The sequence below is a fragment of the Streptomyces sparsogenes genome (genome assembly GCF_001704635.1).
Classification (GTDB): Bacteria; Actinomycetota; Actinomycetes; order Streptomycetales; family Streptomycetaceae; genus Streptomyces; species Streptomyces sparsogenes.
The window spans coordinates 13393-39408 of record NZ_MAXF01000126.1 but is presented as its reverse complement, the minus strand read 5'-3'; the positions used below and the strand labels follow the sequence as shown (position 1 = coordinate 39408).

25 protein-coding genes are annotated in these 26016 nt (G+C 72.6%); 11 read left to right on the top strand and 14 right to left on the bottom strand.

Annotation, left to right across the window (positions count from 1 at the left end):
• Positions 1 to 58 precede the first annotated feature (58 nt).
• The 3 genes from BBH68_RS26075 to BBH68_RS26065 are packed head-to-tail and all read right to left on the bottom strand — an operon-like array spanning position 59 to position 3622.
• The gene (locus BBH68_RS26075) at positions 59 to 859 is read right to left on the bottom strand and encodes a 3-oxoacyl-ACP reductase (RefSeq protein WP_065965951.1); all 801 of its coding nucleotides are present in this window, start codon (positions 857 to 859) and stop codon (positions 59 to 61) included.
• Between the two features lies 1 nt (position 860).
• Complete coding sequence (locus tag BBH68_RS26070) at positions 861 to 2243, bottom strand: aldehyde dehydrogenase family protein (RefSeq protein WP_065965950.1); 1383 nt, start codon at positions 2241 to 2243, stop codon at positions 861 to 863.
• Between the two features lie 11 nt (positions 2244 to 2254).
• On the bottom strand, positions 2255 to 3622 hold the full coding sequence (locus BBH68_RS26065; protein ID WP_065965949.1) for a glutamine synthetase family protein: 1368 nt from the start codon (positions 3620 to 3622) through the stop codon (positions 2255 to 2257).
• Positions 3623 to 3714: 92 nt separating this feature from the next.
• Here BBH68_RS26065 and BBH68_RS26060 point away from each other — a divergent pair, with 92 nt between their 5' ends.
• From BBH68_RS26060 to BBH68_RS26050, 3 genes are all read left to right on the top strand, one after another.
• Positions 3715 to 4563: a FadR/GntR family transcriptional regulator gene (locus BBH68_RS26060; RefSeq protein ID WP_245738322.1), complete on the top strand. Its 849-nt coding sequence runs from the start codon at positions 3715 to 3717 to the stop codon at positions 4561 to 4563.
• Between the two features lie 99 nt (positions 4564 to 4662).
• Positions 4663 to 6159: an ethanolamine permease gene (eat, locus tag BBH68_RS26055; RefSeq protein ID WP_065965948.1), complete on the top strand. Its 1497-nt coding sequence runs from the start codon at positions 4663 to 4665 to the stop codon at positions 6157 to 6159.
• A 66-nt stretch (positions 6160 to 6225) separates the two neighbouring features.
• The gene (locus BBH68_RS26050; protein WP_065965947.1) at positions 6226 to 6930 is read left to right on the top strand and encodes a gamma-glutamyl-gamma-aminobutyrate hydrolase family protein; all 705 of its coding nucleotides are present in this window, start codon (positions 6226 to 6228) and stop codon (positions 6928 to 6930) included.
• Positions 6931 to 7023: 93 nt separating this feature from the next.
• Here the strand turns inward: BBH68_RS26050 and BBH68_RS26045 are convergent, their stop codons facing one another.
• From BBH68_RS26045 to BBH68_RS26015, 7 genes are all read right to left on the bottom strand, one after another.
• Complete coding sequence (locus tag BBH68_RS26045) at positions 7024 to 7422, bottom strand: hypothetical protein (protein WP_065965946.1); 399 nt, start codon at positions 7420 to 7422, stop codon at positions 7024 to 7026.
• A 282-nt stretch (positions 7423 to 7704) separates the two neighbouring features.
• A complete protein-coding gene (locus tag BBH68_RS26040) occupies positions 7705 to 8106 on the bottom strand; it encodes a hypothetical protein (protein ID WP_065965945.1) in 402 nt (133 codons plus the stop codon).
• Positions 8107 to 8401: 295 nt separating this feature from the next.
• Entirely contained in the window at positions 8402 to 9286 is an 885-nt protein-coding gene (locus BBH68_RS26035) for a chitosanase (RefSeq protein WP_065965944.1), read from the bottom strand.
• A 177-nt stretch (positions 9287 to 9463) separates the two neighbouring features.
• Positions 9464 to 10705, bottom strand: coding sequence for an MBL fold metallo-hydrolase (locus BBH68_RS26030; RefSeq protein ID WP_065965943.1), 1242 nt, complete (start codon positions 10703 to 10705; stop codon positions 9464 to 9466).
• A gap of 113 nt (positions 10706 to 10818) precedes the next feature.
• A complete protein-coding gene (locus BBH68_RS26025) occupies positions 10819 to 11652 on the bottom strand; it encodes a glycoside hydrolase family 19 protein (protein WP_245738320.1) in 834 nt (277 codons plus the stop codon).
• Between the two features lie 288 nt (positions 11653 to 11940).
• On the bottom strand, positions 11941 to 13140 hold the full coding sequence (locus tag BBH68_RS26020) for a DUF6745 domain-containing protein (RefSeq protein ID WP_065965989.1): 1200 nt from the start codon (positions 13138 to 13140) through the stop codon (positions 11941 to 11943).
• 104 nt (positions 13141 to 13244) lie between these two features.
• Positions 13245 to 13571 (bottom strand): hypothetical protein, encoded by a 327-nt coding sequence (locus BBH68_RS26015; protein WP_065965941.1) that lies wholly within the window; start codon positions 13569 to 13571, stop codon positions 13245 to 13247.
• Positions 13572 to 13807: 236 nt separating this feature from the next.
• Here BBH68_RS26015 and BBH68_RS26010 point away from each other — a divergent pair, with 236 nt between their 5' ends.
• The 6 genes from BBH68_RS26010 to BBH68_RS25985 all read left to right on the top strand — a co-directional run bounded on the left by BBH68_RS26010 (position 13808) and on the right by BBH68_RS25985 (position 20119).
• Positions 13808 to 14779, top strand: coding sequence for an STM4015 family protein (locus BBH68_RS26010; protein WP_065965940.1), 972 nt, complete (start codon positions 13808 to 13810; stop codon positions 14777 to 14779).
• Between the two features lie 64 nt (positions 14780 to 14843).
• Complete coding sequence (locus BBH68_RS26005; protein WP_065965939.1) at positions 14844 to 15821, top strand: STM4015 family protein; 978 nt, start codon at positions 14844 to 14846, stop codon at positions 15819 to 15821.
• Complete coding sequence (locus BBH68_RS26000) at positions 15802 to 16995, top strand: STM4014 family protein (protein WP_065965938.1); 1194 nt, start codon at positions 15802 to 15804, stop codon at positions 16993 to 16995. Before BBH68_RS26005 ends, BBH68_RS26000 begins: the two co-directional genes overlap by 20 nt.
• A gap of 7 nt (positions 16996 to 17002) precedes the next feature.
• On the top strand, positions 17003 to 17806 hold the full coding sequence (locus BBH68_RS25995) for an STM4013/SEN3800 family hydrolase (protein ID WP_065965937.1): 804 nt from the start codon (positions 17003 to 17005) through the stop codon (positions 17804 to 17806).
• Complete coding sequence (locus BBH68_RS25990; protein ID WP_245738319.1) at positions 17803 to 19194, top strand: STM4012 family radical SAM protein; 1392 nt, start codon at positions 17803 to 17805, stop codon at positions 19192 to 19194. The genes BBH68_RS25995 and BBH68_RS25990 overlap by 4 nt, the downstream gene beginning before the upstream one ends.
• Positions 19195 to 19204: 10 nt before the next feature.
• Positions 19205 to 20119, top strand: a complete 915-nt coding sequence (locus tag BBH68_RS25985; protein ID WP_065965936.1) for an STM4011 family radical SAM protein — start codon at positions 19205 to 19207, stop codon at positions 20117 to 20119.
• A 33-nt stretch (positions 20120 to 20152) separates the two neighbouring features.
• Here BBH68_RS25985 and BBH68_RS25980 read toward each other — a convergent pair whose 3' ends face one another.
• Both BBH68_RS25980 and BBH68_RS25975 read right to left on the bottom strand, forming a co-directional pair.
• Positions 20153 to 20404 (bottom strand): DUF397 domain-containing protein, encoded by a 252-nt coding sequence (locus tag BBH68_RS25980; RefSeq protein WP_065965935.1) that lies wholly within the window; start codon positions 20402 to 20404, stop codon positions 20153 to 20155.
• Between the two features lie 3 nt (positions 20405 to 20407).
• Positions 20408 to 21274 (bottom strand): helix-turn-helix domain-containing protein, encoded by an 867-nt coding sequence (locus BBH68_RS25975; RefSeq protein ID WP_065965934.1) that lies wholly within the window; start codon positions 21272 to 21274, stop codon positions 20408 to 20410.
• Between the two features lie 136 nt (positions 21275 to 21410).
• On the opposite strand from BBH68_RS25975, the gene BBH68_RS25970 reads away from it, so the two are divergent.
• The gene (locus BBH68_RS25970) at positions 21411 to 21851 is read left to right on the top strand and encodes an ATP-binding protein (RefSeq protein ID WP_245738318.1); all 441 of its coding nucleotides are present in this window, start codon (positions 21411 to 21413) and stop codon (positions 21849 to 21851) included.
• Between the two features lie 106 nt (positions 21852 to 21957).
• Here BBH68_RS25970 and BBH68_RS25965 read toward each other — a convergent pair whose 3' ends face one another.
• Both BBH68_RS25965 and BBH68_RS25960 read right to left on the bottom strand, forming a co-directional pair.
• On the bottom strand, positions 21958 to 22776 hold the full coding sequence (locus BBH68_RS25965) for an SGNH/GDSL hydrolase family protein (protein ID WP_065965932.1): 819 nt from the start codon (positions 22774 to 22776) through the stop codon (positions 21958 to 21960).
• 79 nt (positions 22777 to 22855) lie between these two features.
• Positions 22856 to 24961 (bottom strand): alpha-galactosidase, encoded by a 2106-nt coding sequence (locus BBH68_RS25960; RefSeq protein WP_065965931.1) that lies wholly within the window; start codon positions 24959 to 24961, stop codon positions 22856 to 22858.
• A 180-nt stretch (positions 24962 to 25141) separates the two neighbouring features.
• On the opposite strand from BBH68_RS25960, the gene BBH68_RS25955 reads away from it, so the two are divergent.
• Entirely contained in the window at positions 25142 to 25954 is an 813-nt protein-coding gene (locus BBH68_RS25955) for a tyrosine-protein phosphatase (protein WP_065965930.1), read from the top strand.
• Positions 25955 to 26016: the final 62 nt, after the last annotated feature.

Below are 26016 nucleotides of genomic sequence, written 5' to 3'. Positions count from 1 at the left end.
TATGACCACACGTCGTCCCCGTACACCGCCCCTGCCTGGCCGGCCCCCGCCCGCCCGGTCACACCGGGGTGACGTACGCCCCCGCGATACCGCCGTCCACGAGGAACTCCGCCGCGTTGACGAAGGAGGAGTCGTCGCTGGCGAGGAAGGCGACCGCGGCCGCGATCTCCTCCGGCTCGGCGAAGCGCCCCACCGGCACGTGCACCAGGCGGCGGGCGGCGCGCTCGGGGTCCTTGGCGAACAGCTCCTTCAGCAGCGGGGTGTTGACCGGCCCGGGGCACAGCGCGTTGACCCGGATGCCCTCGCGGGCGAACTGCACGCCCAGCTCGCGCGACATGGCCAGCACCCCGCCCTTGGACGCCGTGTAGCTGATCTGCGAGGTCGCGGCGCCCATGACGGCCACGAAGGAGGCCGTGTTGATGATCGACCCCCTGCCCTGCCGCTGCATGTAGGGGAGCGCGGCCTTGCAGCACAGGTAGACGGAGGTGAGGTTGACCTCCTGGACCCGCTTCCAGGCGTCCAGCCCGGTGATGAGGATCGAGTCGTCGTCGGGCGGCGAGATGCCCGCGTTGTTGAAGGCGATGTCGACCGAGCCATAGGTGTCGTACGCGGTCCTGAACAGCGCCTCGACCTGCTCGGGGTCGGTGACGTCCACCCGGACGTACAGCCCGCCGACCTCGTCGGCGGCGGCCTTGCCCGCGCTCTCGTCGATGTCGGCGCACACGACCCGCGCGCCCTCGGCGGCCAGGCGGCGCGCGGTGGCCAGGCCGATGCCGCTGCCCGCGCCGGTGATGACGGCGGTACGGCCCACCAGGCGGCGGCACACCGGGGCCTCGGGGGTGTTGGGGGTCTCGGTCATGTCACTGCTCCTCGGTGCTGATGAAGACGTTCTTGGTCTCGGTGAAGGCGGCCAGCGCGCCGGGGCCCAGCTCCCGCCCGAGCCCGGACTGCTTGTAGCCCCCGAACGGGGTCCAGTAGCGCACGCTGCTGTGCGAGTTGACGGACAGGTTCCCGGCGGCCACGGCCCGCGAGACGCGCACCGCGCGGCCCACGTCGCGGGTCCAGATGGAGCCGGACAGGCCGTACTCGGTGGCGTTGGCCAGGCGTACGGCGTCGGCCTCGTCCTCGAAGGGCAGCACGACGGCGACCGGGCCGAAGATCTCCTCCACGGCGGCGCGGTGGGTGGGCCCGACGCCCTCCAGGACGGTGGCCGGGTACCAGAAGCCCTTGCCCGCCGGGGCCTCGCCGCGGATCGCGACGCGCGCGTCCTCGGTGACGTAGGACCGCACGCGCTCGCGCTGGGCGGCGGAGATCAGCGGGCCCATGGCGGTGTCCGGCTCGGCCGGGTCGCCCACCACGACGGACCGCACGGCCGGCTCCAGCAGCTCCATGAACCGGTCGTAGACGCCGCGCTGGACCAGGATGCGGCTGCGGGCGCAGCAGTCCTGGCCGGTGTTGTCCAGGAACGAGCCGGGGGCCGAGCGCGCGGCGAGTTCGATGTCGGCGTCGGCGAAGACGATGTTGGGGCTCTTGCCGCCGAGTTCGAGGGTCACGCGCTTCACGCCCGCCGCGCACTTGGCCATGATCCGCTTGCCGACGGCCGTGGACCCGGTGAAGACCACCTTGACCACGCCGGGGTGCTCGACCAGCGCCTCGCCCGCGACCGGGCCGGCCCCGGGCAGCACCTGGAAGAGGTCCTCGGGGAGCCCGGCCTCCAGGGCGAGTTCGGCCAGCCGGAGGGCGGTGAGCGGGGTGGTCTCGGCGGGCTTGAGGAGGACGGCGTTGCCGGCCGCCAGGGCGGGGGCGGTGCCCCAGGCGGCGATCGGCATGGGGAAGTTCCACGGCGCGATGACGGCGACGACGCCGAGCGGCTCCTGGAAGGTGACGTTCAGTCCGCCGGGGACGGGGATCTGGCTGCCGCCGAGCCGCTCCACTCCCCCGGCCGCGTACTCCAGCAGGTCGCGGACGTTGCCCGCTTCCCAGCGGGCGTTGCCGAGGGGGTGTCCGGCCTCGCGGACCTCCAGGAGGGCCAGCTCCTCGAGGTGGTCGTCGACGGCGGCGGCGAAGCGGCGCAGCAGCCGCGCCCGGTCGCCGGGTGCCAGGGCGGCCCAGCCGGCCTGGGCCCGGGCGGCCCGGGTGACGGCGGCGTCGACGTCGGCGGGGCCGGCGGCGGGGACGGTGGCGACGACCTCTTCGGTCGCCGGGTTGAGTACCTGGTGCTCGTGCGGGTGCTCGTTGCTCACGGGGTGGTTCCTCACATGCGCTCGAAGGACCGGAAGCGCTCCCAGTCCGTGACGGCGGTGTCGTAGGCCTCCTGCTCGACACGCGCCATGTTGAGGTAGTGCTCGACGACCTCCTCGCCGAAGGCGGCCCGCGCTATGGGGCTGGTCCGCCACAGCTCGGCGGCGTCGCGCAGGGTGGCCGGGACGTGTTCGGCGTCGCCGTTGTAGGCGTTTCCGGTGCACACCTCGGGGAGCTCCAGCTCCTCCTCGATCCCGTACAGTCCGGCCGCGACCATGCCGGCGACGGCGAGGTACGGGTTGACGTCGCCGCCGGGGAGGCGGTTCTCCAGCCGGTGGGAGGGGCCGTGGCCGATGACGCGCAGCGCGCAGGTGCGGTTGTCCGGGCCCCAGGCGACGGCGGTGGGCGCGAAGGAGCCGGGGCGGAAGCGCTTGTAGGAGTTGATGTTCGGCGCGTAGAGGAGGGTGAAGTCGCGCATCGCGGCGAGCTGTCCGGCGAGGAAGTGGCGCATCGTCTTGGACATGCCGTACGGGCCGTCGTCGTCGGCGAGCACGGGGGCGCCCGACTCGTCGCGGAGGGAGAGGTGGATGTGACAGGAGTTGCCCTCGCGCTCGTCGTACTTGGCCATGAAGGTCAGCGCCATGCCCTCCTGGGCGGCGATCTCCTTGGCGCCGGTCTTGTAGACGGTGTGCTGGTCGCAAGTGGTCAGGGCGTCGTCGTAGCGGAAGGCGATCTCGTGCTGGCCGAGGTTGCACTCGCCCTTGGCCGACTCGACGGTCATCCCGGCCGCGCCCATCTCGTTGCGGATGCGGCGCAGCAGGGGCTCGACGCGTCCGGTGCCGAGGACGGAGTAGTCGATGTTGTACTGGTTGGCGGGGGTCAGCCCGCGGTAGCCGGCGCCCCAGGCCTGCTCGTAGGTGTCCTTGAAGACCATGAACTCCAGCTCGGTGCCCGCGTAGGCGGTCCAGCCGCGCTCGGCGAGCCGGTCGAGCTGGCGGCGCAGGATCTGGCGCGGGGAGGCGAGCACCGGCGAGCCGTCGTGCCAGGCCAGGTCGGCGGTGATGAGGGCGGTGCCGGGGTTCCAGGGGGTGCGGCGCAGGGTGGCGGTGTCGCCGTGCATGGCGAAGTCGCCGTAGCCGCGCTCCCAGGAGGACATGGCGTAGCCGTCGACGGTGTTCATGTCGGCGTCGACGGCGAGGAGGTAGTTGCACCCCTCGGTGCCGTGCTCCAGGGCCTCGTCGAGGAAGAATCGGGCCGCGAACCGCTTGCCCTGGAGTCTGCCCTGCATGTCGGTGAAGGCGAGGACGACGGTGTCGATCTCTCCGGTGTCGACGAGTCTCCTCAACTCGTCGACGGAGAGCGGGGGCGTACGGTCAGCCACGGTGGTGCCTCCTGTCGGGTACGACTCGGTGCCGCGGGAGCCATAAGGTATTCCGGTAGACCATTGATTGGGAAGTGGGGGCGGAAGTTTCCATGAACGGCGACGGAAGCGGCGGCGGCGCCGCGGGCACCACCACCGACGGCGGCACGGGCGGAACCGGGGGCGGCGGCGCGGGCGACCGGCTGGCTCCGGTGCTGCGGCCGGTGCGGGCCGGCAACGGCTTCGAGGAGGCGCTGGAGCAGATACTCCGGATCCTGCGTCTCGGCCTGGTCCCCGAGGGCGAGCGGCTCCCGGCCGAGCGGGAGCTGGCCGAGCGGCTGAGCATCAGCCGGGTGACGCTGCGCGAGGTGCTGAAGGTGCTGGCGGACCAGGGGCTGGTGGAGAGCCGGCGCGGCCGCTACGGCGGCACCTTCGTACGGGCCCGCCCCGAACCGGCCGCCGCCGGCGGGGACGCGCTGCTGCGCCGGGTCCGGGAGGTGGACGTCGAGGACACCCTGCGCTTCCGCGAGGTCCTGGAGGTGGGCGCGGCCGGGCTGTGCGCCGCCCACGGGCTGACCGCCGAGCAGGCCGACCGGCTGCGGGCCGCCCTCGACGCGACCCGGGACGCCCCGCTCGCCGACTACCGGCGGCTGGACACGCTGCTCCATCTGACGCTCGCCGAGCTGGCGGGCTCCCCGTCGCTCGCCGCCCAGTACGCGGCCGTCCGCGCCACCGTCAACGACCTGCTGGACCGCATCCCGCTGCTGGTGCGCAACCTGGAGCACTCGCAGGCCCAGCACACGGCGCTGGTCGAGGCGGTGCTCGACGGGGACGCGGACGGGGCGCGCGAGGTGATGCGGGAGCACTGCGAGGGCACGGCGGCGCTGCTGCGCGGCTTCCTGACCGACGCGCGGGAGGGCACGCGCCCGGCGGATCGAACGACGGATCGAACGACGGATTGACCCACGTTTTACGCAGAGGTCTTGCGCGGGGACACCGACCACGGCAAAGGTATGCGTCCAAACCTTTGCCCTCGCCTCTCGTGTGGACCAGGAGCACCCATGGCCGACGGAACCGAGTCCCCGCGCCTCTCCCCCAGCCCGCCCGGCGCCGCCGCCGGCGCCCCGCCGGGGAGCGGCCCCGCCTCCGGTGAGGACGCCTACCTGGAGCGCCGCACCCTGCGCCGGGGCAGCGCGGGCCCCCTGCTGCTGACCGGCCTCGGCGTCGCCTACGTCGTCTCCGGCGACTTCTCCGGCTGGAACTTCGGCCTGGCGGAGGGCGGCTTCGGCGGCCTGGCCATCGCCGCCGTGCTGATGGGCCTGATGTACACCTGCATGGTCTTCGCCCTCGCCGAGCTGGCCGCCATCCTGCCCACGGCGGGCGGCGGCTACGGCTTCGCCCGGCGCGCCCTGGGCACCTGGGGCGGCTTCCTGACCGGCACGGCCATCCTCATCGAGTACGTCCTGGCGCCCGCCGCAATCTCCATCTTCATCGGCGACTACGTCGAATCGCTCGGGCTCTTCGGCCTGGAGTCCGGCTGGCCCGTCTACCTGGCCTGCTTCGTCATCTTCATCGGCATCCACCTGTGGGGCGTCGGCGAGGCCCTGCGCTTCAGCCTGATCGTCACCGCCGTCGCCGTCGCCGCGCTCCTGATCTTCGCGTTCGGCGCCCTCACCGACTTCCACTCGGGCTCCCTCGACGACATCCCCGTGGACCACTCGGCCCTCGGCTCCAGCTCCTGGCTGCCGTTCGGGCTGCTCGGCATCTGGTCGGCGTTCCCCTTCGGCATGTGGTTCTTCCTCGGTGTGGAGGGCGTACCGCTCGCCGCCGAGGAGACCCGCGACCCGGCGCGCACCCTGCCGAAGGCCATGGCCTGGTCGGTGGGCATCCTGCTGGTGCTGGCCCTGCTCACCTTCCTCGCCGCGACCGGCGCGCGCGGCGCCCACGCGGTCCAGGGCGCGGGCAACCCCCTCGTCGAGGCGCTCCAGCCGGACGGCCACGCGACCACGCTGTCCCGCATCGTCAACTACGCAGGCCTGGCCGGCCTCGTCGCCTCCTTCTTCTCCCTCATCTACGCCGGCTCCCGGCAGCTGTTCGCCCTCTCCCGCGCCGGCTATCTGCCCCGCTTCCTCTCCCTCACCAGCCGCCGCAAGGCCCCCTACCTGGGCCTCCTGGTCCCCGGCGCCCTCGGCTTCGCCCTGGCCGCGGCCACCGGCGACGGCGCCCGGATGCTCAACGTCGCGGTCTTCGGCGCCACGATCTCCTACGCCCTGATGTCGCTCTCCCACATCGTGCTCCGCCGCCGCGAGCCCGGCCTGCACCGCCCCTACCGCACCCCGGGCGGGGTGCTGACCTCGTCCGTCGCCTTCGTCCTGGCCTGCTCCGCCCTGGTGGCCACCTTCCTGGTGGACAAGGACGCCGCCTTCATCGCGCTGGGCGTCTACGCCGTGGCCCTCGCCTACTTCGCCCTCTACAGCCGGCACCGTCTGGTGGCGGCGGCCCCCGAGGAGGAGTTCGCGGCGCTCGCGGAGGCGGAGGCGGAGCTGTCCCGCGACTGAGCTGCCCCGCGACTGAGACCACCCGGACCGGCGACAGCACCCGGTCGGCGAAAGATTGGACCCCCGTTGTCGAAGCCCCTCATCGGCATCAGCACCTACCTGGAGTCATCCGTCCGCTGGGGCGTCTGGCACCAGCCCGCGGCTCTGCTCCCGGCCGGATACCACCGCCTCGTCCAGCGCGCGGGCGGCCTGGCCGCCCTGCTGCCCCCCGACGACGCCCCCACCTCGGCCGCCTCCGTGGTCTCCCGCCTCGACGCCCTGGTCATCGCGGGCGGCCCCGACGTCGAGCCCCTCCGCTACGGCGCCGAACCCCACGAACGCACGGGCCCGCCCGCGCGGGAACGGGACGCCTGGGAGCTGGCACTCATCGATGCGGCCCTGGCGGCGGGCCTGCCCCTGCTGGGCATCTGCCGCGGCATGCAACTCCTGAACGTCGCCCTCGGCGGCACGCTCGTCCAGCACCTGGAGGGCCACGTGGGCCCGCCGGGCGTCTTCGAACACCACGAGATCAAGCCCGTCCCGGGCACCCTCCTGGCCCGGATCACGCCGGACGCGGTGTCCGTGCCGACCTACCACCACCAGGCGGTGGACCGCCTCGGCGAGGGGCTGGTGGTCTCGGCGCACGCGACGGTGGACGGGACGGTGGAGGCGGTGGAGCTGCCGGGCTCGGGGTTCACTCTCGGGGTGCAGTGGCATCCGGAGGCGGATTCCGGGGAGGACGTGCGGGTCATGCGGGCGCTGGTCGACGCGGCGGCCGCGGCAAGGGACTGAACGTCCAGCACCTCGCCGATCCCCGGCTATGGGCGATCGGGCCCGCCGGAGCAGCTCCGGCGGGCCCGATCAGAAGAGAAAAGAGGACGCCGACTACGCCCAGAACACGGCCGAGTCTTCGTACTCGTAGGGGTGGCCGGACTTGCTGAGGTAAATCTTGATGGAGTAGCCCGCGCCCTCCGTCAAGTCGTGGCCATTCGAGGCACTGTGAGTGACACAGTTTCCGTTTCCGCCCACGGAAAACGCGTCGTAATAGTGGTAGCCAGAGACCTCCAGGTTGACCTTCCAACCGTCGGCCTCGATGTCGCACAGCTCCATGACGTCGCCGTTCGCCCTGAAGCGGACGCGACCGCCCGGGTCGCCGTCGTTGGTGTGCAGCTGATTGTCCCAGGTAGCGGTGGTGGCCGCCCCGGCGGTGGGTGCGCCGAGCAAGGGCACACCCGCCGCGGCAACGGCCACGGCAAACGCGCTGAGGGTCCTGCGGAACTTCATGTCACTCCCCAAAAGGAAACAAAGCAAAGCAGTGTGCCCGGGGATGTGCACTTTCAACGCCTTTGCCATTCACCGGAGTTGAGTGCGGCACATTTGCCTGCTGAGTGGTTGCCGCGAGGAATATAAGAGGCTGGCACAACCATGGTCAACTCCTGTGTCCGATGGTTGCGAGCACGGCCGGCCTCGATGACGAAATCCTGCAAGGGGGCATGGGCGATCGGCCCGCCGGAGGCAGCTCCGACGGGCCGATCGGCAAAGAGAAATCGGGAGACGAGGCGCCGGCTACGCGATCCAGTCCGACGAGTCGTCGTAGTCCAGCGGGGTGCCGTCCTTGCTGAGGTAGATCTGGAAGTAGTAGTGCTGCCCCTCGGTCAGGTTGTGACCGTTGGAGGCGCTGTGGGTGACGCAGTTGCCGTTGCCGCCCACGTCCATGCGGTCGACCACGTTGCCGGTGAAGCCGTGAACGATCGTCAGCTTGACCTTCCAGCCGTCCGCCTCGATGTCGCACAGCTCAACGACGTCGCCGTTCATCTTGAAGCGGACACGGCCGCCCGGGTCGCTGTCGTTGGTGTGCATCTGGTAGTCCCACCAGTCGGCGGCGCTGGCGGAGGGGGCGGTGAGCAGGGACGCTCCTGCCGCGGCGACGGCCACGGCGAACGCGCTGAGGGTCTTGCGGAACTTCATGTCACTTCCCAAGAAGAAACACAGCGAAGCAGTGTGCCCGGGGGCTCACGCCAACGCCCTGTTCCGACAGGGAGTTGAGCGCCGCACGGCTGCGTGCTGCGTGGTTGTCGCCGTGAATATAGGAGGAGGTAACAACGATGGTCAATGTGTAAAAGTCGTGGTGCCCACGTGATGCTCCGCACGTCGCGACCGCCTCGGCGCGCCCTTCAACTCGCCGCTCGCCCGTCCACACTTGAGCGCCGGAGATCCGGGCGGCCTTGGCCGTCGTACCGCCCGGACCGAACGAGGCGGAGGGTCAGGAGTCGATCTGGTACGGGTCGCCGTACACCTTCCACTTCAGCGGGGGTTCGAGCCCGAGGTTGCCCTCGTTGAGGAACTTCCGCTGCTCGGTGTCCACCCGGCTGGTGTCGCTGTGCGCTTCCTCGCTCTGCATGGCCTTCTTGCGGGCGTCCAGGAAGGCGTGGAGGTACGTCTTCTCGTCGCCGCCCTGCGCCGGGGTCTTGGCCCGCGACATGGCGGTCTTGCGGATGCCGCCGAAGCTGTACTTGCTGTCACCGGGGCCGTGCATGACGATCGCGTCGTAGTAGATGAACTGGCCCAGCGTGCCCAGCCCGTCGGCCTTGCCCCGGCTGACCGACGGGTTGAAGTAGACCCGGTCGCGCTCGTGTTCCTGGGCGTCCTGGAACGCCTTGTCCTTGGCGGCGGTCTTCCAGTCCTTGGTGAAGTCCGGGTCGAGACCGGCGTGCGAGTCGCTGCCGTTGACCTTGCGCAGCGCCGGCAGGTACTTGGCCAGTACGTTTCCGGGCTTGACCTGCGTGTAGTACTCGACGAGTTCGAGCATGTCGCCGGTGCCCGAGCAGAAGCCTATGATCCCGGCGGTGTAGCCGCGCCCGTCGTCTATGTCCTCGATGTACTTGAACTGCGCCCGCCAGTCCAGCGAGGAGTTCTCGGCGCTGGAGACCAGCTTCATGGCGATCTCCTTCTTGGCGGGATCGTCCAGGTTCTTCACCGCGGCCGCCCGGCGCTCCGCCTTTCCGGCCGCCTGCTTCCCGGCGTGGTTCGCGGCCTGGTGGGAGACCGTCGGCGTCTGGTCGGCGGCCTGGCCGATTCCGACGCCGATGAGGACGAGCGCCGCCGGGATGGCGACGGCGGCGGCCGCGAGGGCGATCCTCTTGGGCATGTGGATCTCCGTTCCTTGTCGACTGTGGGGGAGGCGCGCGCGGGTCGTCGTCACAGTGACGATCCGTTAGGAACCTTTCCTAACCATTCAACCGAGCATGCCATGCCCGCGACAAGAGCCGGGACCAAAGAAGCGAGGACAGGGGCCGCGCCGTCGAGGGCGCGGCCCCCGGGGACCCTACGCCTGGGGGAGGGGGAGCGCGGCGCCGGGTCCCTCGGGCTGGTCGCCCGGGCCACCGCCCGGAGTCGGCGCGCCCCGGCCCGGCGCCTGGGGCGTGACCGCGGCAGCGGCCACCGCGCCCGTCGCCGGGCGGGCCGCGATCGACCGCCACCACGGGTCCAGCGGCAGGCCGGCCGCCGGCTCGAAGGGGGCCCCGGGGCGCGGGACGGCCACTCGTGTACCGGCCGCGCGCGCGGCGGTCACCGTGCCCTCGGCCGGCTCGTCCCACGGGTGGGGGGCGAGGTTGAAGGTGCCCCAGTGGATCGGGAGCATGATGCCCCGGCCGGGCTCGCCGCCCTGGAGGTCGGCGTGGGCCCGCACGCCCTCCTCGGGGAGCATGTGGATGTCGGGCCAGAACTCGCTGTAGGCACCGATCTGGATCATGGTCGCGTCGAAGGGGCCGTACGCCTCCCCGATGTCCGCGAAGCCGGGGAAGTATCCGGTGTCCCCGCTGTGGTAGACCCGGTGCTCCGGCCCGGCCACCACCCAGGAGGCCCACAGGGTGTGCTGGGTGTTGCGCAGGGCGCGGCCGCAGAAGTGGCGGGCCGGGGTGGCGGTGAGCCGCACCCCGGCCACCTCCGTCGACTCGTGCCAGTCCAGCTCGGTCATCCGCCGCTCGGGCACTCCCCAGCGCTCCAGGTGCGCGCCGACGCCCAGCGGCACCACGAAGTGCGTCTCCGTCCGCACCAGGGCCCGGATGGTCGGCATGTCCAGGTGGTCGTAGTGGTCGTGGGAGATCACCACCACGTCGACCGGCCCCAGGGCACGCAGCGGCACCGGCACCGGGTGGACCCGCTTGGGGCCGGCGAAGGAGAAGGGCGAGCAGCGCTCACCCCACACCGGGTCGAACAGCACCCGGCGCCCGTCGATCTCCGCCAGCACGGTCGAGTGCCCCATCCAGGTCAGCCGCAGCCCGGAGGCGGGCGGCACGGCGAGGTCGGCGACGGTGGTGGGGTGCACGGGCACGGGGGCGGCGGGGGCCCGGCGGACCCGCTCCTCCTTGCGGAAGTACGTGGGCAGGAACTTCAGCATGGAGCCGGACGGCGCGGTGCGGGCGCCCACCGGGTTCACGAACACGCCGCCCGAGAAGTTCGGCGACCGGCGGATGCGCTCCATCCGCTCCCCGGCCGGGTCCGCCCCGAAGGCGGCGGGGCGCAGGGCGGCGGCGAGCCGGGCGCGTTTGTGGCTGGAGCCGGTCACGGCACCTCCTGAGGAAGGGGCGGATCGCCCCGTACGGTCTGCGGTGTGGCAGCGCGGCGCCGCGCGCCGCGCTGCTTGGACAACTCGCGAGACCGGTGACGTTGTTCCGGGGGTCAGCAGCTCAGGTTGGATCCCGGGGTGGTTCCGAGGATCTGGACGAACCTCCGGTAGGCGTCGATGCGGCTCTGCACCTGGCCGGGGTTTCCGCCGTTGCACTCGATGCTGCCGTTGATGCTGCGGATGGTCTCGCCGAAGCCCCGCTGGTTGACCATCGCGGCGTGCGGGGTCATGGTGCCCGGGCCGGTCTGGGTGTTCCAGTACCACAGGGCGGTCTTCCAGGAGACCGCGGCGTCCCGCTCGACCAGCCAGGGGTTGTTCAGCAGGTCGATGCCGAGCGCGTCGCCCGCCGCCTTGTAGTTGAAGTTCCAGCTGAGCTGGATGGGCCCGCGCCCGTAGTACGCGGCCTGGCCCGCCGGGCAGCCGTAGGGCCGGTTCCAGTCGCAGTAGTGCGGGTAATTGGCCTGGTTCTGCTCCACGATGTGCACCAGGCCGCCGGTCTCGTGGCTGACGTTGGCCAGGAAGGCGGCCGCCTCCTGCTTCTTGACGGTGTCGCTGCCGGTGTTCGCGAAGCCGGGGTAGGCGCTCAGGGCGGCGGTCAGGCCCCGGTAGGTGTAGAACCCGTTGCGGTTCGGGAACATCTGGTTGAACTGGGCCTCGCTCACCACGAAGCCGGTGGGGTTCGGGTTTCCGGAGCCGCAGTCGTACGGGTCCCAGTACCAGGTGCTGATGGTCGGGTCGTAGCCCGGATTGTCGTGTTCGGCGCGGTAGTACCTGCCGTCGGTGTACCTCACGATGTCGCCCGCCACATACCACTTGCCGGCGACCCAGTCCGGATAGGAACAGGCCGCGGAGGCCGTGGGGGCCGCCGAGGCTGAAGCCATGGGCATGACAAACAGAAGAGCGCAGGCGGCCGCGGCGGCCGCGAGACAGGCCCGTATGCGTTTTCCTCTCAAGGCTCCTCCTTCAGGGGGGACTTGAGAACACTCAAGCGGCTTGGTCTATACCAGTCAAGGTCCAGACCAAGCCTTGTAGGGGAGTGACCAGTTTCATCCGGCCGCTCCCCCACCGCCCCTGCCCCCCGGGGCCTTGAACCGCCGACCGACGCCGGCCGGCCGACGCCGGCCGACCGACGCCAACCGCCCGCCGTCGGCCCCCCGCCGCTGGCCGCCGGTGGATCAGGTCTCGCGCTCCGGGGCGTATCCGTCCGCCTCCAGGCCGAAGGTCCAGGCGACGCCCTCCCGGGCGGTACGGGTGCGCGGCGGCACGCGCAGCCAGTACGTGCGGTGGGTCCCGTCCGGCTCGGGCGTGGAGTTGACCACCTCCACCATCGTCACCGGCTCGTCCCCGGCCATCGCGATGCGCCACAGCACCCCGGTCTCGTCGCGGTGCACCGGCCGCGCCCCGGACTCCTCGAGATAGCGGTCGTAGCCGTAGTGCTCCAGCATGACGCGGCGCAGCTCCGCGTTCTCCTCGGTGCGGATGCGCTCGGGGGTGAGCTGGGACAGCTGCTCCAGGAAGGCGGCGGGCACCGGCATGCCCCGCCACGCGTACAGCGCGAAGCCGTCGGGGTAGGCCAGGGCGGGTCCGTCGCCGCGGTCGAGGCGGCCCGCCTCGTCGCGGTGGAGCTCCAGCGGCCGCTCGGCGATGACCACGGCCGTCTCGTACGGCCACCACCAGCCGGCGGCCCGCGCCACCGCGGCCGGTCCGGCCGGCTCCCCGGCGTCCGCGGCGGCGTCGCCTTCCCCGGCCACGGCCGCGAGCCACGGGGCGTCGTGCTGGCCCAGCACCGCGTCCAGCATGGCGAGCCGGACGGCCGCCTCCCGGTCCCGCGCCCGGCTCCTGTCCCGGTCCTGGTCCTGATCCCGGCCCCGGTCCTGCTCCCCGCCCTGGTCCGGCTGTGCCGTCAATGCCTCGACGACTCCGGTCCGGACGCGCTCGGTGAGGGAGCGGGTGGTGTCCCACAGCGGCGCCCCCATCAGGGCCCACCGCTCGGCCCAGCCGGAGCCGCCGAGCGCGGCGTGCAGCCGCTGTCGGGCCGCCGCCCACGGCAGGGTGCGCACCGCCTCGCGCACGGACGCGCCCGCCGCGCCCGCCACCGGCTCGACCCCGGCCGCGCGCAGCGCGCCGGCCGCCCGGTCGGCGATCTCCCCCGGCAGGATGTCGCCCTGGCCGGCCAGCAGCAGGGCGGCCGCCGTGCCCTCCAGCGGGGAGCCGACCCACACGATCCGCTCCGGCCGCGGCAGCCCGGCCGCGTCATAGGCCAGCCGCACCCCGGCCTCCGCAGCCCCGCGGTCGGCCGGGCCCGTGGCCGCGGCCACCGCCCGCCACCGCTCGACGACACCCGTGGTGCCGGTGGGTGGGACGTCGGTGCTCATGGCGCCGGTGCTCGCGGTGCCGGTGTTCGCGGTGTCCGTGCTCACGATGTCCCCGGTGTCTTTCCTGGTGTCCGATGCCGTCGTCATGCTGTCCGCCCCCGGTCTCAGTCCGCCACGACGCGCACGGCGCCCGGCACGTACTCCCGCTGCCGCACCACGCGGTACCACCCCTTGGGCAGCGGTATCGCCGCGTGTTCCTCGTGGACCACCCGCCCGCCGTCCGGCAGATGCAGGTACGAGACGCCGAACGGCCCCGACTCGCGCACCAGCGTGCCCGGCCCGACCACCGCGTGGGCGTGTCCGGTGACCTCCCCCAGCGCCAGCACCAGCCGCCCCCGCGCGTCCCTCGGCTGCCGCGGCAGCGCCTCGGTGTTCGGCGGCAGCGCCTCCTCGGCCACCGGCACGATCAGGACGTCCCCCTGTCGGTACATGTGCCTTCCCCTTTCACGGCATTTCACGGAATTTCACGGCATGGCGCGTCGGGCCCGCCGTTCGCACGGGGGCCGGTCTCGATGTCCACGACGTTAGGGGCGGGGTCTGACAACAACGCCCGCCGACGCCGTCCGACAACGCCCGCCGACACCGCTGTCGGTGGCGCTTGGTAGAACTCTTCGCACGCCATTCGTCACCGGGCGGCTCCGCCCGAACGCATCTGGAGACCAGCGCCATGGACTACGCCGCACACCTCACGGAACTGCACGGCCTCCCGGCCTTCGACTTCCCCGCGCCCGGTGCGAAGGAGCAGCTGCCGGAGCCGGAGGCCGTGGCCTGGCGGATCTCCCACGACCCGTACGCCGGGGAGGAGGAGAAGAGCTTCGCCGAGCGCTTCCAGCGGTTCCTGGACACGGTGGACACCTCCCGCGTACGGGCGCTGATCTTCGGCATCTGGGGCGAGTCGTACGGGTGCGACTCCAGCACGGTCATCGAGCCGCTCGTCGCCGCCAAGGACCGGCTGGCCGCCCTGGAGGCCCTGTTCATCGGCGACATCGAAGCGGAGGAGGCCGAGATCTCCTGGATCGAGCAGTCCGACGTCACCCCGGTGCTCCACGCCTTCCCCGGGCTGCGGGAACTCGGCATACGCGGCGGCACGAAGCTCGCCTTCCCCGCCGTCCGCCATGAGCACCTGCGCACGCTCCGCTTCGAGACCGGCGGCCTGCCGGGCCGGGTGGTGCGCGGCGTCGGCGAGAGCGAGCTGCCGGCGCTGGAGCGGCTGGAGATGTGGCTGGGGGTGGAGGAGTACGGGGGCGACGCCACCGTGGCGGACCTCGGCGGGCTCCTCGCGGGCAGCCGCTTCCCCGCACTGCGCCACCTGGGCCTGCAGAACAGCGAGATCCAGGACGAGATCGCCGCCGCCGTCGCCACCGCGCCCGTCGTCGCCCAGCTCACCTCCCTCAGCCTGGCCATGGGCCTGCTGACCGACGCGGGCGCCGAAGCCCTGCTCGCGGGCCAGCCGCTGACCCACCTGGCCTCGCTCGACCTGCACTACAACTTCCTCTCCGAGGCGATGGAGCAGCGGCTGCGGGAGGCCCTGGAGCCGTCGGGCGTGGAGCTCGACCTCTCCGAGAAGGGCGAAGAGGAGGAGGACGAGGACGAGGACGGAGACGGCGAGACATGGCGTTACACCGCGGTCGCCGAGTGACGGCCCCGCGCCCCGGGGCCAGGACCGCCGCCCGCCACGACCACGGAAAGGACCACATCGCCTCATGATCAGCGAAAACCTGGAGTCCTTCGCGGGTCTCCCCGTCGCCGACTTCGCCACCTCCGGGACCGACGCCACCGATCTGCCGCCCGCCGACGCCGTCGCCTGGCGACTGGCCTGCGGCTGGGACGACGAGCGGCCCTTCGACCAGCTCTGGCGGGAATTCCTGGAGACCGTCCCGGCGGACCGGGTCCGCGCGATCGTCATCGGCTCCTGGTGGGGCGACGGCGAGTACGACACGGTGCGCCCGGTGTTCGACCTGCTGGTGGAGTCGGCCGGGCGGCTGCCGGCGCTGCGGTCGCTGTTCCTCGGCGATGTGGTGGCCGAGGAGTGCGAGGTGTCCTGGTTGCAGATGAGTGACGTCACGCCCGTGGTCGAGGCGTATCCGCTGCTCGAGGAGTTGGTGGTGCGCGGCTGCGGCTACGGTTCCGGCGAGGACGACCCGCTGACGCTCCGCCCGGTGCGCCACGAGCGGTTGCGGACGCTGCGGTTCGAGTCCGGCGGTCTGCCCGCCGACATCGTCCGGGCCGTCTGCGAGAGCGAACTCCCCCGGCTGGAACACCTCTCGTTGTGGCTGGGGGTCGAGCACTACGGCGGCGACACGACCCTCGCCGACCTCGCCCCGCTGCTGGCCGGCGGCCGCCTCCCCGAGCTGCGCCATCTGGGCCTGCAGAACAGCGAGATGCAGGACGAGATCGCCGCCGCCGTGGCCGCCGCCCCCGTGGTCGCCCAGCTCACCTCCCTCGCCCTGTCCCTGGGCACGCTGACCGACGCGGGCGCCGAAGCCCTGCTCGCGGGCCAGCCGCTGACCCACCTCGAGGCGCTCGACCTCCACCACCACTACCTGAGCGAGAAGCTGGCGCAGCGGGTGCGTGAGGAGCTGGAGCCCAGCGGGGTCGAGGTGGACCTCTCGGAGCCGCAGGAGGTGCGCCGGTGGGGCAACAGTGACGAGGAGTTCCGCTATGTCGCCGTCTCCGAATGAGGTGAGCCCGGAGGCGGGGCGCGGGGTGCGCTTCGCGGTGGTCGGCAATCCGGGGGGCCGCCGGGTGGAGATGTTCTCCGACGCCGTGCGGGCGGCGGGCCTGCCCGAGCCCCGGGTGCTGCCCTGGCGCGAGGTGCTGGTGGACAGCAGCCCCCGGTTCGAGCCGGGCGAGGTCGTGCGGCTGGACTCGCCGGGCGAGGACGACGAGGTGGAGCTGCTGCTGCGCGGCACCGCCGACCCGACCCGCGTCGAGGGCACCGCGCGCTGGTACGCCCGGTTCACCGGCGCCGCGCGCCAGGTGGCCGAGGCCGCCCGCGCGGCGGGCGCGACGGTGCTGGACGACCCGGACGAGCTGGCCGTGGTGTTCGACAAGCGGCTGTGCCACGGCGTGCTGAGCGAGGCGGGGGTGTCGGTGCCGCCGTCGCCGACCTCCGGGCCAACGGCGCCGCCGGTCCGCGGCTGGGATGACGTACGGGCGCTGCTGGCCGGCTCCGGAGGACTGCGCCGCGCCTTCGTGAAGCTCGCGCACGGCTCGTCCGCCTCCGGGGTGCTCGCCGTGGAGGCGGGGGCCCACGGCCGGGTGCGGGCGGCCACCTCGGTCGAGCGCACGGCCGACGGGCGGCTGTTCAACTCCCTGCGGGTGCGCCGGTACGAGACGGAGGCGGAGATCGCCGCGATCGTCGACACGCTCGCCCCCGACGGGCTGCACATCGAGCGCTGGGTGCCCAAGGCCGCGCAGGACGGGCGCGCCGCCGACCTGCGGGTGGTGGTGGTCGGCGGGCGGGCGACCCACGCCGTGGTGCGCACCAGCCGCTCGCCCATGACCAATCTCCACCTCGGCGGCATCCGCGGGGACCTGGCCGCCGCGCGCGCCGCGGCGGAGGCGGCCGGGGTGCCGTGGCAGGAGGTGCTGGGTCTGGCGGAGCGGGCGGCGGCCTGTTTCCCGGGCACGCTGTGCGTGGGCGTCGATCTGCTGCCGGGCACCGGATGGCGGCGGTTCTCGGTCGGCGAGGTCAACGCCTTCGGCGATCTGCTGCCCCGGCTGACCGGCCTGCCCGGCAGCGGCGCGGAGGGCCTGGACACCTACGGCGCGCAGGTCGCGGCCGTGATCCGGCGGCGCGAGTCCGCCGCGGGCGGAACGACGGGAGGGGGTGGCACCGATGCCGTTGGCTGAGCCCGACATGAACGGGATCGTGGGAAGCCACGATCTGCTGCTGGTCACCTTGGACACGCTGCGCTACGACGTGGCGGCCCAGCTCGCCGCCGAGGGGCGGATCCCCCGTCTGGCGAGCCGGCTGCCCGGCGGGGTGTGGGACAGGCGGCACGCCCCCGGCAGCTTCACCTATGCCTCGCACCAGGCGATCTTCGCCGGGTTCCTGCCCACGCCGGCGGCGCCCGGCCCGCACCGGCGGCTGTTCGCCGCCCGGTTCGCGGGCAGTGAGACCACCGCCGGGGGCACCTATGTGTTCGACACCCCGGACCTGGTGTCCGGGCTCGCGGCCGCCGGGTACCACACGGTGTGCGTGGGCGGCGTGGGGTTCTTCAACAAGCGGGGCCCGCTGGGCTCGGTGCTGCCCGGCCTCTTCCAGGAGAGCCACTGGGAGCCGGAGTTCGGGGTGGCGTCCCCCACCTCCTTCGAGGCGCAGGTCGCGTGCGCCGAGAAGGTCATCGCCGGGCTGCCGCGGGACCGTCGGCTGTTCCTCTTCGTCAATGTCTCGGCGCTGCACCAGCCCAACTGGTTCCATCTGCCGGGCGCGACCCGCGAGGCGGGCGACTCGCGCGCCACCCACGCGGCCGCGCTGGAGTACGTCGACCGCCACATCGACCGGCTGTTCTCCGCGATGAGCGGCCGCGGCCCCGGCTTCGCGATCGTCTGCTCCGACCACGGCACGGCGTACGGAGACGACGGCTACACGGGCCACCGGCTCGGCCATGAAGTCGTCTGGACCGTGCCGTACACCCACTTCTTCCTCGAGGCCTCATGAGCACCAGCACTACCGGCACCATCAGCACCGCCGGCACCGGGACCACCGGCGGCGGCACCGCCGCGCCGGTCCGCCCCTACCAGTCGTACGTCTACGCGTACCCGCACAAGACCGCCTACCGGCCGCTGACCCCGCGCCCCGCGCTGCGCGACCTGTGGGCGGCCGAGCCCAAGGACTCGCTGTCGCTGTATCTGCACATCCCGTTCTGCGAGGTGCGCTGCGGCTTCTGCAATCTCTTCACACGCGTCGGCGCCCCCGAGGGGCTGGTGAGCGCCTATCTCGACGCCCTGGAGCGGCAGGCGGACACGGTCCGCGAGGCGCTCGGCGAGGGGGCCCGGTTCGCCACGGCGGCCTTCGGCGGCGGCACCCCGACCTTCCTGGAGGCGGCCGAGCTGGAGCGGCTGTGCGACATCGCGGTGCGGCGGATGGGGGCCGATCTGGCGGCCGTTCCGCTCTCGGTGGAGGCCTCGCCGGCCACCGCCACGGCCGACCGGCTGGCCGTGCTGGCCGAGCGCGGCGCCACCCGGCTGAGCCTGGGGGTGCAGAGCTTCGTGGACGCCGAGGCGCGCTCGGCGGTGCGGCCGCAGCGCCGGGCCGACGTCGAGGCCGCGCTGGGGCGGGTCCGGGACGCCGGCATCCCCGTCCTCAACATCGACCTGATCTACGGCATCGACGGGCAGACCGAGGACAGCTGGCGGCGGTCGCTGGACGCCGCTCTGGCCTGGCACCCCGAGGAGCTGTATCTCTACCCGCTGTACGTCCGCCCGCTGACCGGTCTGGGCCGCCTCGGCGGCGCGGCCGGCGAGGCGGAATGGGACGCCCAGCGGCTGCGGCTGTACCGGTCGGGCCGGGACCATCTGCTCGACCAGGGCTATGAGCAGGTGTCGATGCGCATGTTCCGCCGCCGCGGCACCCCCGGCACCGGTGGGGAGGACTACGCCTGCCAGACGGACGGCATGGTCGGTCTCGGCTGCGGGGCCCGCTCGTACACCTCCGCGCTGCACTACTCGTTCGACTACGCGGTGGACATGCGGGAGATCCGCGGGATCATCGACGACTACACCTCCCGGCCCGCCGCCGACTTCGCGCGCGCAGAGGTCGGCCGCGCGATGACCGCCGACGAGGCCCGCCGGCGCCATCTGCTCCAGTCGGTCCTCCAGGCGGAGGGCATGCGGGTCGCCGGCTACCGGGCCAGGTTCGGCACCGATCCGGCCGAGGACTTCCCCGCCGAGCTGGCGCGGTTCGCCGAGCGCGGCTGGCTGGACCCGGACGCCGCCCCCGGTGTGCTGCGGCTCTCCCCGGAGGGGCTGGCGCACTCCGACGCGGTCGGTCCCGAGCTGTTCTCCCCCGCGGTGCGCGCCGCCATGGCCGCGTACGAGCTGAAGTGAGGCGGTCGGCGTGGACCTGACGATCCTCTACCGGGGCCCGCTGGCCTCGTGCGACTACGACTGCCCGTACTGCCCGTTCGCCAAGCGGCGCGACAGCACCGAGCAGCTGCGCGCCGACCGGGCCGCGCTGGAGCGCTTCACGGCCTGGGCCGCGGCGAACACGGGTGACCGGCTCTCGGTGCTGTTCACCCCGTGGGGCGAGGGTCTTGTGCGCTCCTGGTACCGGCGCGCGCTGACCGAGCTCAGCCGGCTGCCGCACATCGCGCGGGTGGCGATCCAGACGAACCTGAGCTGCCGCGTCGACTGGACGGCGCAGGCCGACCTGGACACCCTGGCGCTGTGGTGCACCTACCACCCGGGCCAGACGCCGTACGACCGGTTCGTGGCCAAGAGCCGCGGGCTGGCGGCGCTCGGGGTGCGCCACAGCGTCGGCGTCGTGGGCCTGCCCGAGCACCTGGAGCCCGCCCGGCGGCTGCGCGCCGATCTGCCCGAGCACGTCTATCTGTGGGTGAACGCCGCCGAGGGGCGCTCCTACACGGATGAGGAGGCGGCCGAGTGGACCGCCCTGGACCCGCTGTTCGGCTACAGCCGCCATCCGCACCGAAGCGCCGGCCTTCCGTGCCGGACCGGCGCCTCGGTGATCTCCGTGGACGGCGACGGCACGGTGCGCCGCTGCCATTTCGTCCGTGCGGAGCTGGGCAACCTCTACGACGGCTCGTACCGCGCGGCCCTGGCGCCCCGCGCCTGCCCGCTCGCCGTCTGCGACTGCCACATCGGGTATGTGCACCTGGAGTCGCTGCCGCTGTACGACGTGTTCGCGGGCGGGGTGCTGGAGCGGATTCCGGCCGACGCGAGCGCGGGCCCGGGGTTCACGCCCCGCCCCGCCGTGGACGCCGCCGTCCTCACGCCTCCCCTCGTCCGTTGATCGTCCGGTGATCGTGGCGGTGATCGTGCGGTGTCAGGCGAGCAGGAAATCCGCTTCGCCGGCCTTCGCGCCCTGGATGAAGCGTTTCATCTCCAGGTGCGTATAGATGAGGGCCGGTCCGTCCGGATCCGTGGACTGGCGCAGCGCCACCCGTCCGTCCGTCAGCCTCATCGCCTCGACGCAACTTCCCCCGTTGCCACCGCTCCACGGCTTGTGCCAGCCCTCGGTACCGAGGTCTGTCGCCGGCATTCCGCTGTAGACACGGTCCCTGCGAATGCGATCCATTGGTCAGATCTCCTTGCGAATGCCACTCAGAATGGCCTGAGTGGTCTGTGCAGGCGCGGCCTGCGCACTCATCCGGTCCAAGGCCTCCAGGAACGACGACACATCATCGCGCTGGTCGAAGTAGGAGCCGCTGACGAGCGTCTCCGTATACGCGATATCCGGCAGCTCCTGGATCGGGAACCGGAAGATATGGAAGGGGCCGTACATCGCCGGGTGCGGCCCGGCGTCGAACGGCATGATCTGCAACCTGACGTTGGGCACCGTCACGGCTTCGATGAGCCGCGTGATCTGATCGCGCATGACCTCGGGCCCGCCGATGGGGCGGCGCAGCACCGTTTCGTCCATCACCACCCACAGCATGGGCGGGTTCTCGCGGGTGAGGAGGGACTGCCGCTCCATGCGCAGGGCGACATTGCGCTCGATCTCCGAGTCGGGGGCGTGGGGCATCCCGGCGCGCAGCACCGCACGGGCGTAGTCCTCGGTCTGCAAGAGGCCGGGGACGTAGTGCGGCTCATAGGCCCGGATGAGGTTCGCCTCGCCCTCCAGGGCGACGAAGGTGTTGAACCACTCGGGCAGCACGTCCCGGAAGCGGTGCCACCAGCCTGGCTTGTTGGCCTCGCGCGCGAGGGAGAGGAACCCCTCGACCTCCTCCGGGTCGGTGACCCCGTACGTGCGCAGCAGCTTCTCGACGTACGGGAGCTTCAGGCCGACCTCGGCCTTCTCCATGCGGCGGATCGTGGCATGGGTGACGTCGAGGGCACGGCCCGCCTGCTCGTACGACAGCCCGGCCTTCTCCCTGAGGTCCTGCAGCCGCTTGCCGAGCACGACTCTCAGGACGGTCGGGGCGCCGCCCGCCCGCGCATCCGCCACTACCGTCCCCCTCCAACTGCCTTCACATCGCAGCAGTCTGGCATGCGCTCAGCCTCAGCGACAGACTGTCTCTTCGATTCTGCAATTTACAGACTGAACCTTGCCATACGCGAGTGGCGCAGAGCATAGTGGCGCTGTGGCTCCTTCCTATGAGGCTCTCCGGTTAGAGCGCGGCGGCTCGCTCTCCGCTCCGTGCCTGCAGGACGCGTTTCGTCTTCCGGCACTGAGCACGTCCGTCGCGGAGGCGAGAAGGCTGGTCGTGCTGCGGCTGTGCTCATGGGGCGCCGGGCAGGAGATGTGCGACAACGCCGAGTTGGTGGTCTCCGAGCTGTTCACCAACGCCGTGCGCCACACCTCGAGCGAGGAGGTCCGGTGCATGATGCAGCTCAGGGGCAAGCGCTTGCGGCTTGAGGTCGCCGACCAGGGGTGCGCGCGCACGGAGCCGCAGGCCCGGTCGGTGAGCGTGGACCAGGAGGGCGGACGCGGGCTGATGCTGGTGGAGGCCCTGTCCGAGGCGTGGGGCGTCAGGCCGGACGCCCGCGGCACGGGCCGCGCCGTGTGGGCCTACCTGGTGTAGTCCCCCGCCGGCGCGGCCCCGCGGCGCTCTCGCCGTTCGCCGCGGTTCGCCGCCGTTCTTCGTTCCGGGAGCCCGCGCGGCGCTTCGCCCTCCGGGGCCCTCCAGGTCACAGCGGCAGCAGGTCCGGCCGCTTGGGTTCCACGTGGTCGCCGGAGGACTCCCCGCGCAGCCGCCGGCCGATCCAGGGCACCAGGTATTCGCGCGCCCAGTGCAGATTGTCCCGGCGCACCTCGGCGGCCGTGCGCGGGCCCTCCGCCGGCCAGGGTTGGTCCGGGTCGGCCGGCACCTCCAGGCCGAGCACCTGGGCGGCGCGCAGCGCGACCCGGGTGTGTCCGTCGGGTGACAGGTGCAGCCGGTCCTGGCTCCAGGCCCGCCGGTCCTGGACGGAGCGCAGCGACCACAGGTCGAGCACCGGGCACCCGTACCGGTCGGCGATCGCCCGCACATGGGCCGTGTAGGTGGCGATCTTGCCGCGCAGATGACGCAGCACCGGCACGCCGCGCGTGTCGAACCCGGTGCACAGCAGCACCGTGTCCACGCGGGCGGTGAGTTGGGCGACGGCCGCCTCGTACCGCTCGGCGACGTCGTCGGGGTCGCAGCCGGGCCGCAGGATGTCGTTGCCGCCCGCGCAGAAGGTCACCAGATCGGGCCCGAGTTCCCTGGCGCGCGGGACCTGCTCCTCGACGATCTGGTCGAGGAGCCGGCCCCGCACCGCGAGATTGGCGTAGCGGAACGGGGCCTGCTCCTCGCCGGGGGCGGGCCCGCCCCCGGCATGCCGGTCGGAGAGCAGGACGGCCAGCCGGTCCGCCCAGCCGACGAACGCGCCCTCGGGACCCGGATCGCCGACGCCCTCGGTGAAGCTGTCCCCGATGGCTGCGTACGACCCGATCACGCCACTCTTGAGTCTCTTCACATCGTCTGCCACGTCCGGACATCCTCCACCCTGACGAGTGACCTACGCCACCGTAGGCAGGGGTTGACGAGGGGTGATCTATCCCACCCGGTCAGATTCGCCGAAGGTGGAATACGGCGGCGTCCAGGTCGCGGCGCAGCCCGGTCGCCAGGCCGCGGTGGGTCAGCACGGCCCCCCGGTGGACCTCGCCGGTCGCCAGGTCCTCGTACCGGCCCTCGGGGTCGAGGCCGCGCAGCCGCAGCGGAGGCTGCCGGTCGCCGAGGCTCTGGGCGTGCAGCCAGGCCAGCACCACGGTCTCCTCGCCGCGCACGTACTGCACCGCGGTGAGCCCGCCGTCCCCCGGCGGCCGCAGCCGGTACAGCTCGCCGTGCTGGACGACGGGGCGGACGCTCTTGTAGAGCGCCACCCAGTCGCGGGCCTCGGCGAGTTCCGACTCGCTCCACCGGCTCAGGTCGCCGCCCACCCCCAGCACCCCGGCCATCGAGCTGATGAAACGGAAGCGCAGCGAGGTGACCCGCTCGCTGCCCAGGGAGTTGGGGGTGTCGGTGACCCAGGCGGCCATGACGCGGGCCGGGTGCAGCTGGCTGAAGCCGTGCTGGATGGCCAGCCGGTCCAGCGGGTCGGTGTTGTCCGAGGTCCACACCTGATCGGTGAGGCCGAGGACGCCCAGGTCGATCCGGCCGCCGCCGCCCGAGCAGGACTCGAAGGCGACGTTCGGGTGCGCGGCCCGCAGCCGCTCCAGGAGTCCGTAGAACCCCCGCACATGCTCGATCCACAGCCGCTGGGGGTACGGGTCGCCGGGCCACCCCGCGTCCGTGAACGACCGGTTGAAGTCCCATTTCACATAGTCGATGGGCGCGTCGGACAGCAGCGCGTCCAGCCGCTCGTACAGGTGCTCGCGAACCTCGGGGCGGGCGAGGTTGAGCACCAGCTGGTTGCGGAACTCGGTGCGGGTACGGCCGGGGTGGTGCTGCACCCAGTCGGGGTGGGCCCGGTAGAGGTCGCTGTCGGCGTTGACCATCTCCGGCTCGACCCAGATGCCGAACTGCATGCCCAGGGCGTGCACCTCGTCCGCGAGCGGCTTCAGCCCGCCGGGGAAGCGGTCCGGGTTGGGGGTCCAGTCGCCCAGCCCGGCGCGGTCGTCGGTGCGCGCCCCGAACCAGCCGTCGTCGACGACGAACAGCTCCACGCCCAGCTCGGCGGCGCGGCGGGCGAGCCCGCGCTGCTGCTCCTCGCCGACGTCGAAGAACGTCGCCTCCCAGGAGTTGTAGAGCACCGGCCGGTGCCGGTCGGCGCCGGGGATCACATGGGCCAGCTGCCAGGCGTGCCAGCCGCGGCTGGCGGCGCCGAAGCCGCCGTCGGTCCACAGCCCGGCGAAGACGGGCGTGGTGAAGGACTCGCCGGGCGCCAGGGTCAGCTGGCCCGAGTCGTCGTGGCCGACGCCGCCGACCGCCTGCACCTCGCCGGTGGCCAGCTGCTGGACGGCGATCCGCCAGGACCCGGACCAGGCGAGCGCGACGCTGCGCACCTCGCCGTGCTCCTCGGTGGCCTCGCCCTCGTCCAGGGCTATCCAGGGCAGGTGCTGGTGGCTGGTGTGGCCGCGGCGGCTGCCGAGCACCTTCTCGCCGGGCGTGAGGTCGGTGCGTGCCACCCGGCTCTCGGCGGCCCAGCGCCCGTACAGGTGCGTCAGCCGCCAGCGGTCGCGCGCCGGGAGGGACCAGGCGGCGGAGTCGACGCGCAGCAGCTCCAGCGGGGCGTCGTCCGGGCCGCCCGCGTGGGTGGCGGTGGTCCAGCGCTCGATCACGTCGTGGTCGTCGCGCATCCGGTAGTGGAGGGTGAGGGCGAGGTGGTGCAGGGGGTCGTGGAAGTGGAGCCGCAGTTCGTCCCCGGACTCGGTGACCACGCCCCGCTCGAAGCGCCACTCGGTGCCCCGGACGTCCTGCGACCGCACCGACAGGGCGGGGCGCGCGAAGCGGGGCCCGCCCTCCACCGGATACTCCTCGCGCCCGTCCAGGGGGGATTCAAAGCCCCAGGAGGGGGGCAAGGGGTCCAGCGCGAGCGCCTCCGCGTCCGGGAGCGCTATGCGCGGGCCCCAGTGGAGGTGAAGCAGTTCGTCCTGGTCCGTGAGGTGCAGCGCATAGCTGCTCCGCCGTCCCGACAGCAGCCAGACCCGACCGCTCCCACCGATTTCGATCATCACTCTCCCCAATTCCGCACAGACCGCAACATCATCGGGGCAGCGGACCCGGCGCGCAATGCCCGGGCGCCGCGAACCGGCCGACCGCCGCCCGACCGCTTCCGCCTACCCGTGTCGTATGGTCAGCACAGCCCGCCGCGCCGACGAGCGGCACCGGCGGCCGAGCCCGAAGGAGCGCCCGTGACGCAGCAGACGCCGCAGGTCCCGTCGACCGGGGAGCCCGAGCTGACGGGGGTGCGCAACTTCCGCGACGTGGGCGGCCTGCCGACCGTCGACGGACGGCGGGTGGGGCCCGGCGTGCTGTTCCGCAGCGGTCATCTGGCCCACGCCACCGACAGCGACACGGCCTTCCTCGACTCCCTGGGGCTGCACACCGTCTTCGACTTCCGCAACTCCGCCGACATCAAGCTGGAGGGGCCGGATGTGACGCTCACCGGCGTACGGACCGTCAATCTCCCGCTGTCCGACCCGGCCGACGGCGCCGGGTTCTGGACCATGGTCCGCGAGGGCGATCTGGCCACCCTGCGCGAGATGCTCGGCGAGGGCCGGGCGGAGCAGCGGATGACCGCCTCCTACCGGCTGATCATCACCACCCGGACCGCCGAGCACGGCCGGGTGCTCGACGAGCTCGCGGACGGCAGCGCGCCCGCGCTGATGCACTGTTCGGCCGGCAAGGACCGCGCCGGCCTGTCGATCGCGATCACCCTGCTGGCCCTCGGGGTGGAGCGGGACGCCATCGAGGCCGACTACCTGGAGTCGTCCGCCGTCCACCGCCGCTACAAGGTCTGGCGCGCCGCCCACGCGCAGGACGGCATGTCCCCCGAGGTGATGGCGCTGCTCACCCCGCTGTTCGACGCCCGCGCCGAGTATCTGGCGGCCGCCTTCACGGCCATCGAGGAGACCTGGGGCGACACCGACACGTATCTCAGGCGGGGGCTCGGGCTCGACCCGGCCAAGCGGGAGCGGCTGCGCGAGCGGCTGCTCGCCGGCTGAGCCGCCCGGGGCCGGCCCCGGGCGGGCCGCGTGCGCCGGTGGGCGCCGCGGCCGGCCGGGGC

Bases quoted from the DNA above. Each gene is read 5' to 3' on its own strand.
- BBH68_RS26075 (WP_065965951.1), bottom strand. From the start codon at position 859: ATGACCGAGACCCCCAACACCCCCGAGGCCCCGGTGTGCCGCCGCCTG.
- BBH68_RS26060 (WP_245738322.1), top strand. From the start codon at position 3,715: ATGAACGGCGACGGAAGCGGCGGCGGCGCCGCGGGCACCACCACCGAC.
- eat (WP_065965948.1), top strand. From the start codon at position 4,663: ATGGCCGACGGAACCGAGTCCCCGCGCCTCTCCCCCAGCCCGCCCGGC.
- BBH68_RS26045 (WP_065965946.1), bottom strand. From the start codon at position 7,422: ATGAAGTTCCGCAGGACCCTCAGCGCGTTTGCCGTGGCCGTTGCCGCG.
- BBH68_RS26040 (WP_065965945.1), bottom strand. From the start codon at position 8,106: ATGAAGTTCCGCAAGACCCTCAGCGCGTTCGCCGTGGCCGTCGCCGCG.
- BBH68_RS26035 (WP_065965944.1), bottom strand. From the start codon at position 9,286: ATGCCCAAGAGGATCGCCCTCGCGGCCGCCGCCGTCGCCATCCCGGCG.
- BBH68_RS26025 (WP_245738320.1), bottom strand. From the start codon at position 11,652: ATGCCCATGGCTTCAGCCTCGGCGGCCCCCACGGCCTCCGCGGCCTGT.
- BBH68_RS26020 (WP_065965989.1), bottom strand. From the start codon at position 13,140: ATGAGCACCGACGTCCCACCCACCGGCACCACGGGTGTCGTCGAGCGG.
- BBH68_RS26015 (WP_065965941.1), bottom strand. From the start codon at position 13,571: ATGTACCGACAGGGGGACGTCCTGATCGTGCCGGTGGCCGAGGAGGCG.
- BBH68_RS26010 (WP_065965940.1), top strand. From the start codon at position 13,808: ATGGACTACGCCGCACACCTCACGGAACTGCACGGCCTCCCGGCCTTC.
- BBH68_RS26005 (WP_065965939.1), top strand. From the start codon at position 14,844: ATGATCAGCGAAAACCTGGAGTCCTTCGCGGGTCTCCCCGTCGCCGAC.
- BBH68_RS26000 (WP_065965938.1), top strand. From the start codon at position 15,802: ATGTCGCCGTCTCCGAATGAGGTGAGCCCGGAGGCGGGGCGCGGGGTG.
- BBH68_RS25995 (WP_065965937.1), top strand. From the start codon at position 17,003: ATGAACGGGATCGTGGGAAGCCACGATCTGCTGCTGGTCACCTTGGAC.
- BBH68_RS25990 (WP_245738319.1), top strand. From the start codon at position 17,803: ATGAGCACCAGCACTACCGGCACCATCAGCACCGCCGGCACCGGGACC.
- BBH68_RS25980 (WP_065965935.1), bottom strand. From the start codon at position 20,404: ATGGATCGCATTCGCAGGGACCGTGTCTACAGCGGAATGCCGGCGACA.
- BBH68_RS25960 (WP_065965931.1), bottom strand. From the start codon at position 24,961: ATGATCGAAATCGGTGGGAGCGGTCGGGTCTGGCTGCTGTCGGGACGG.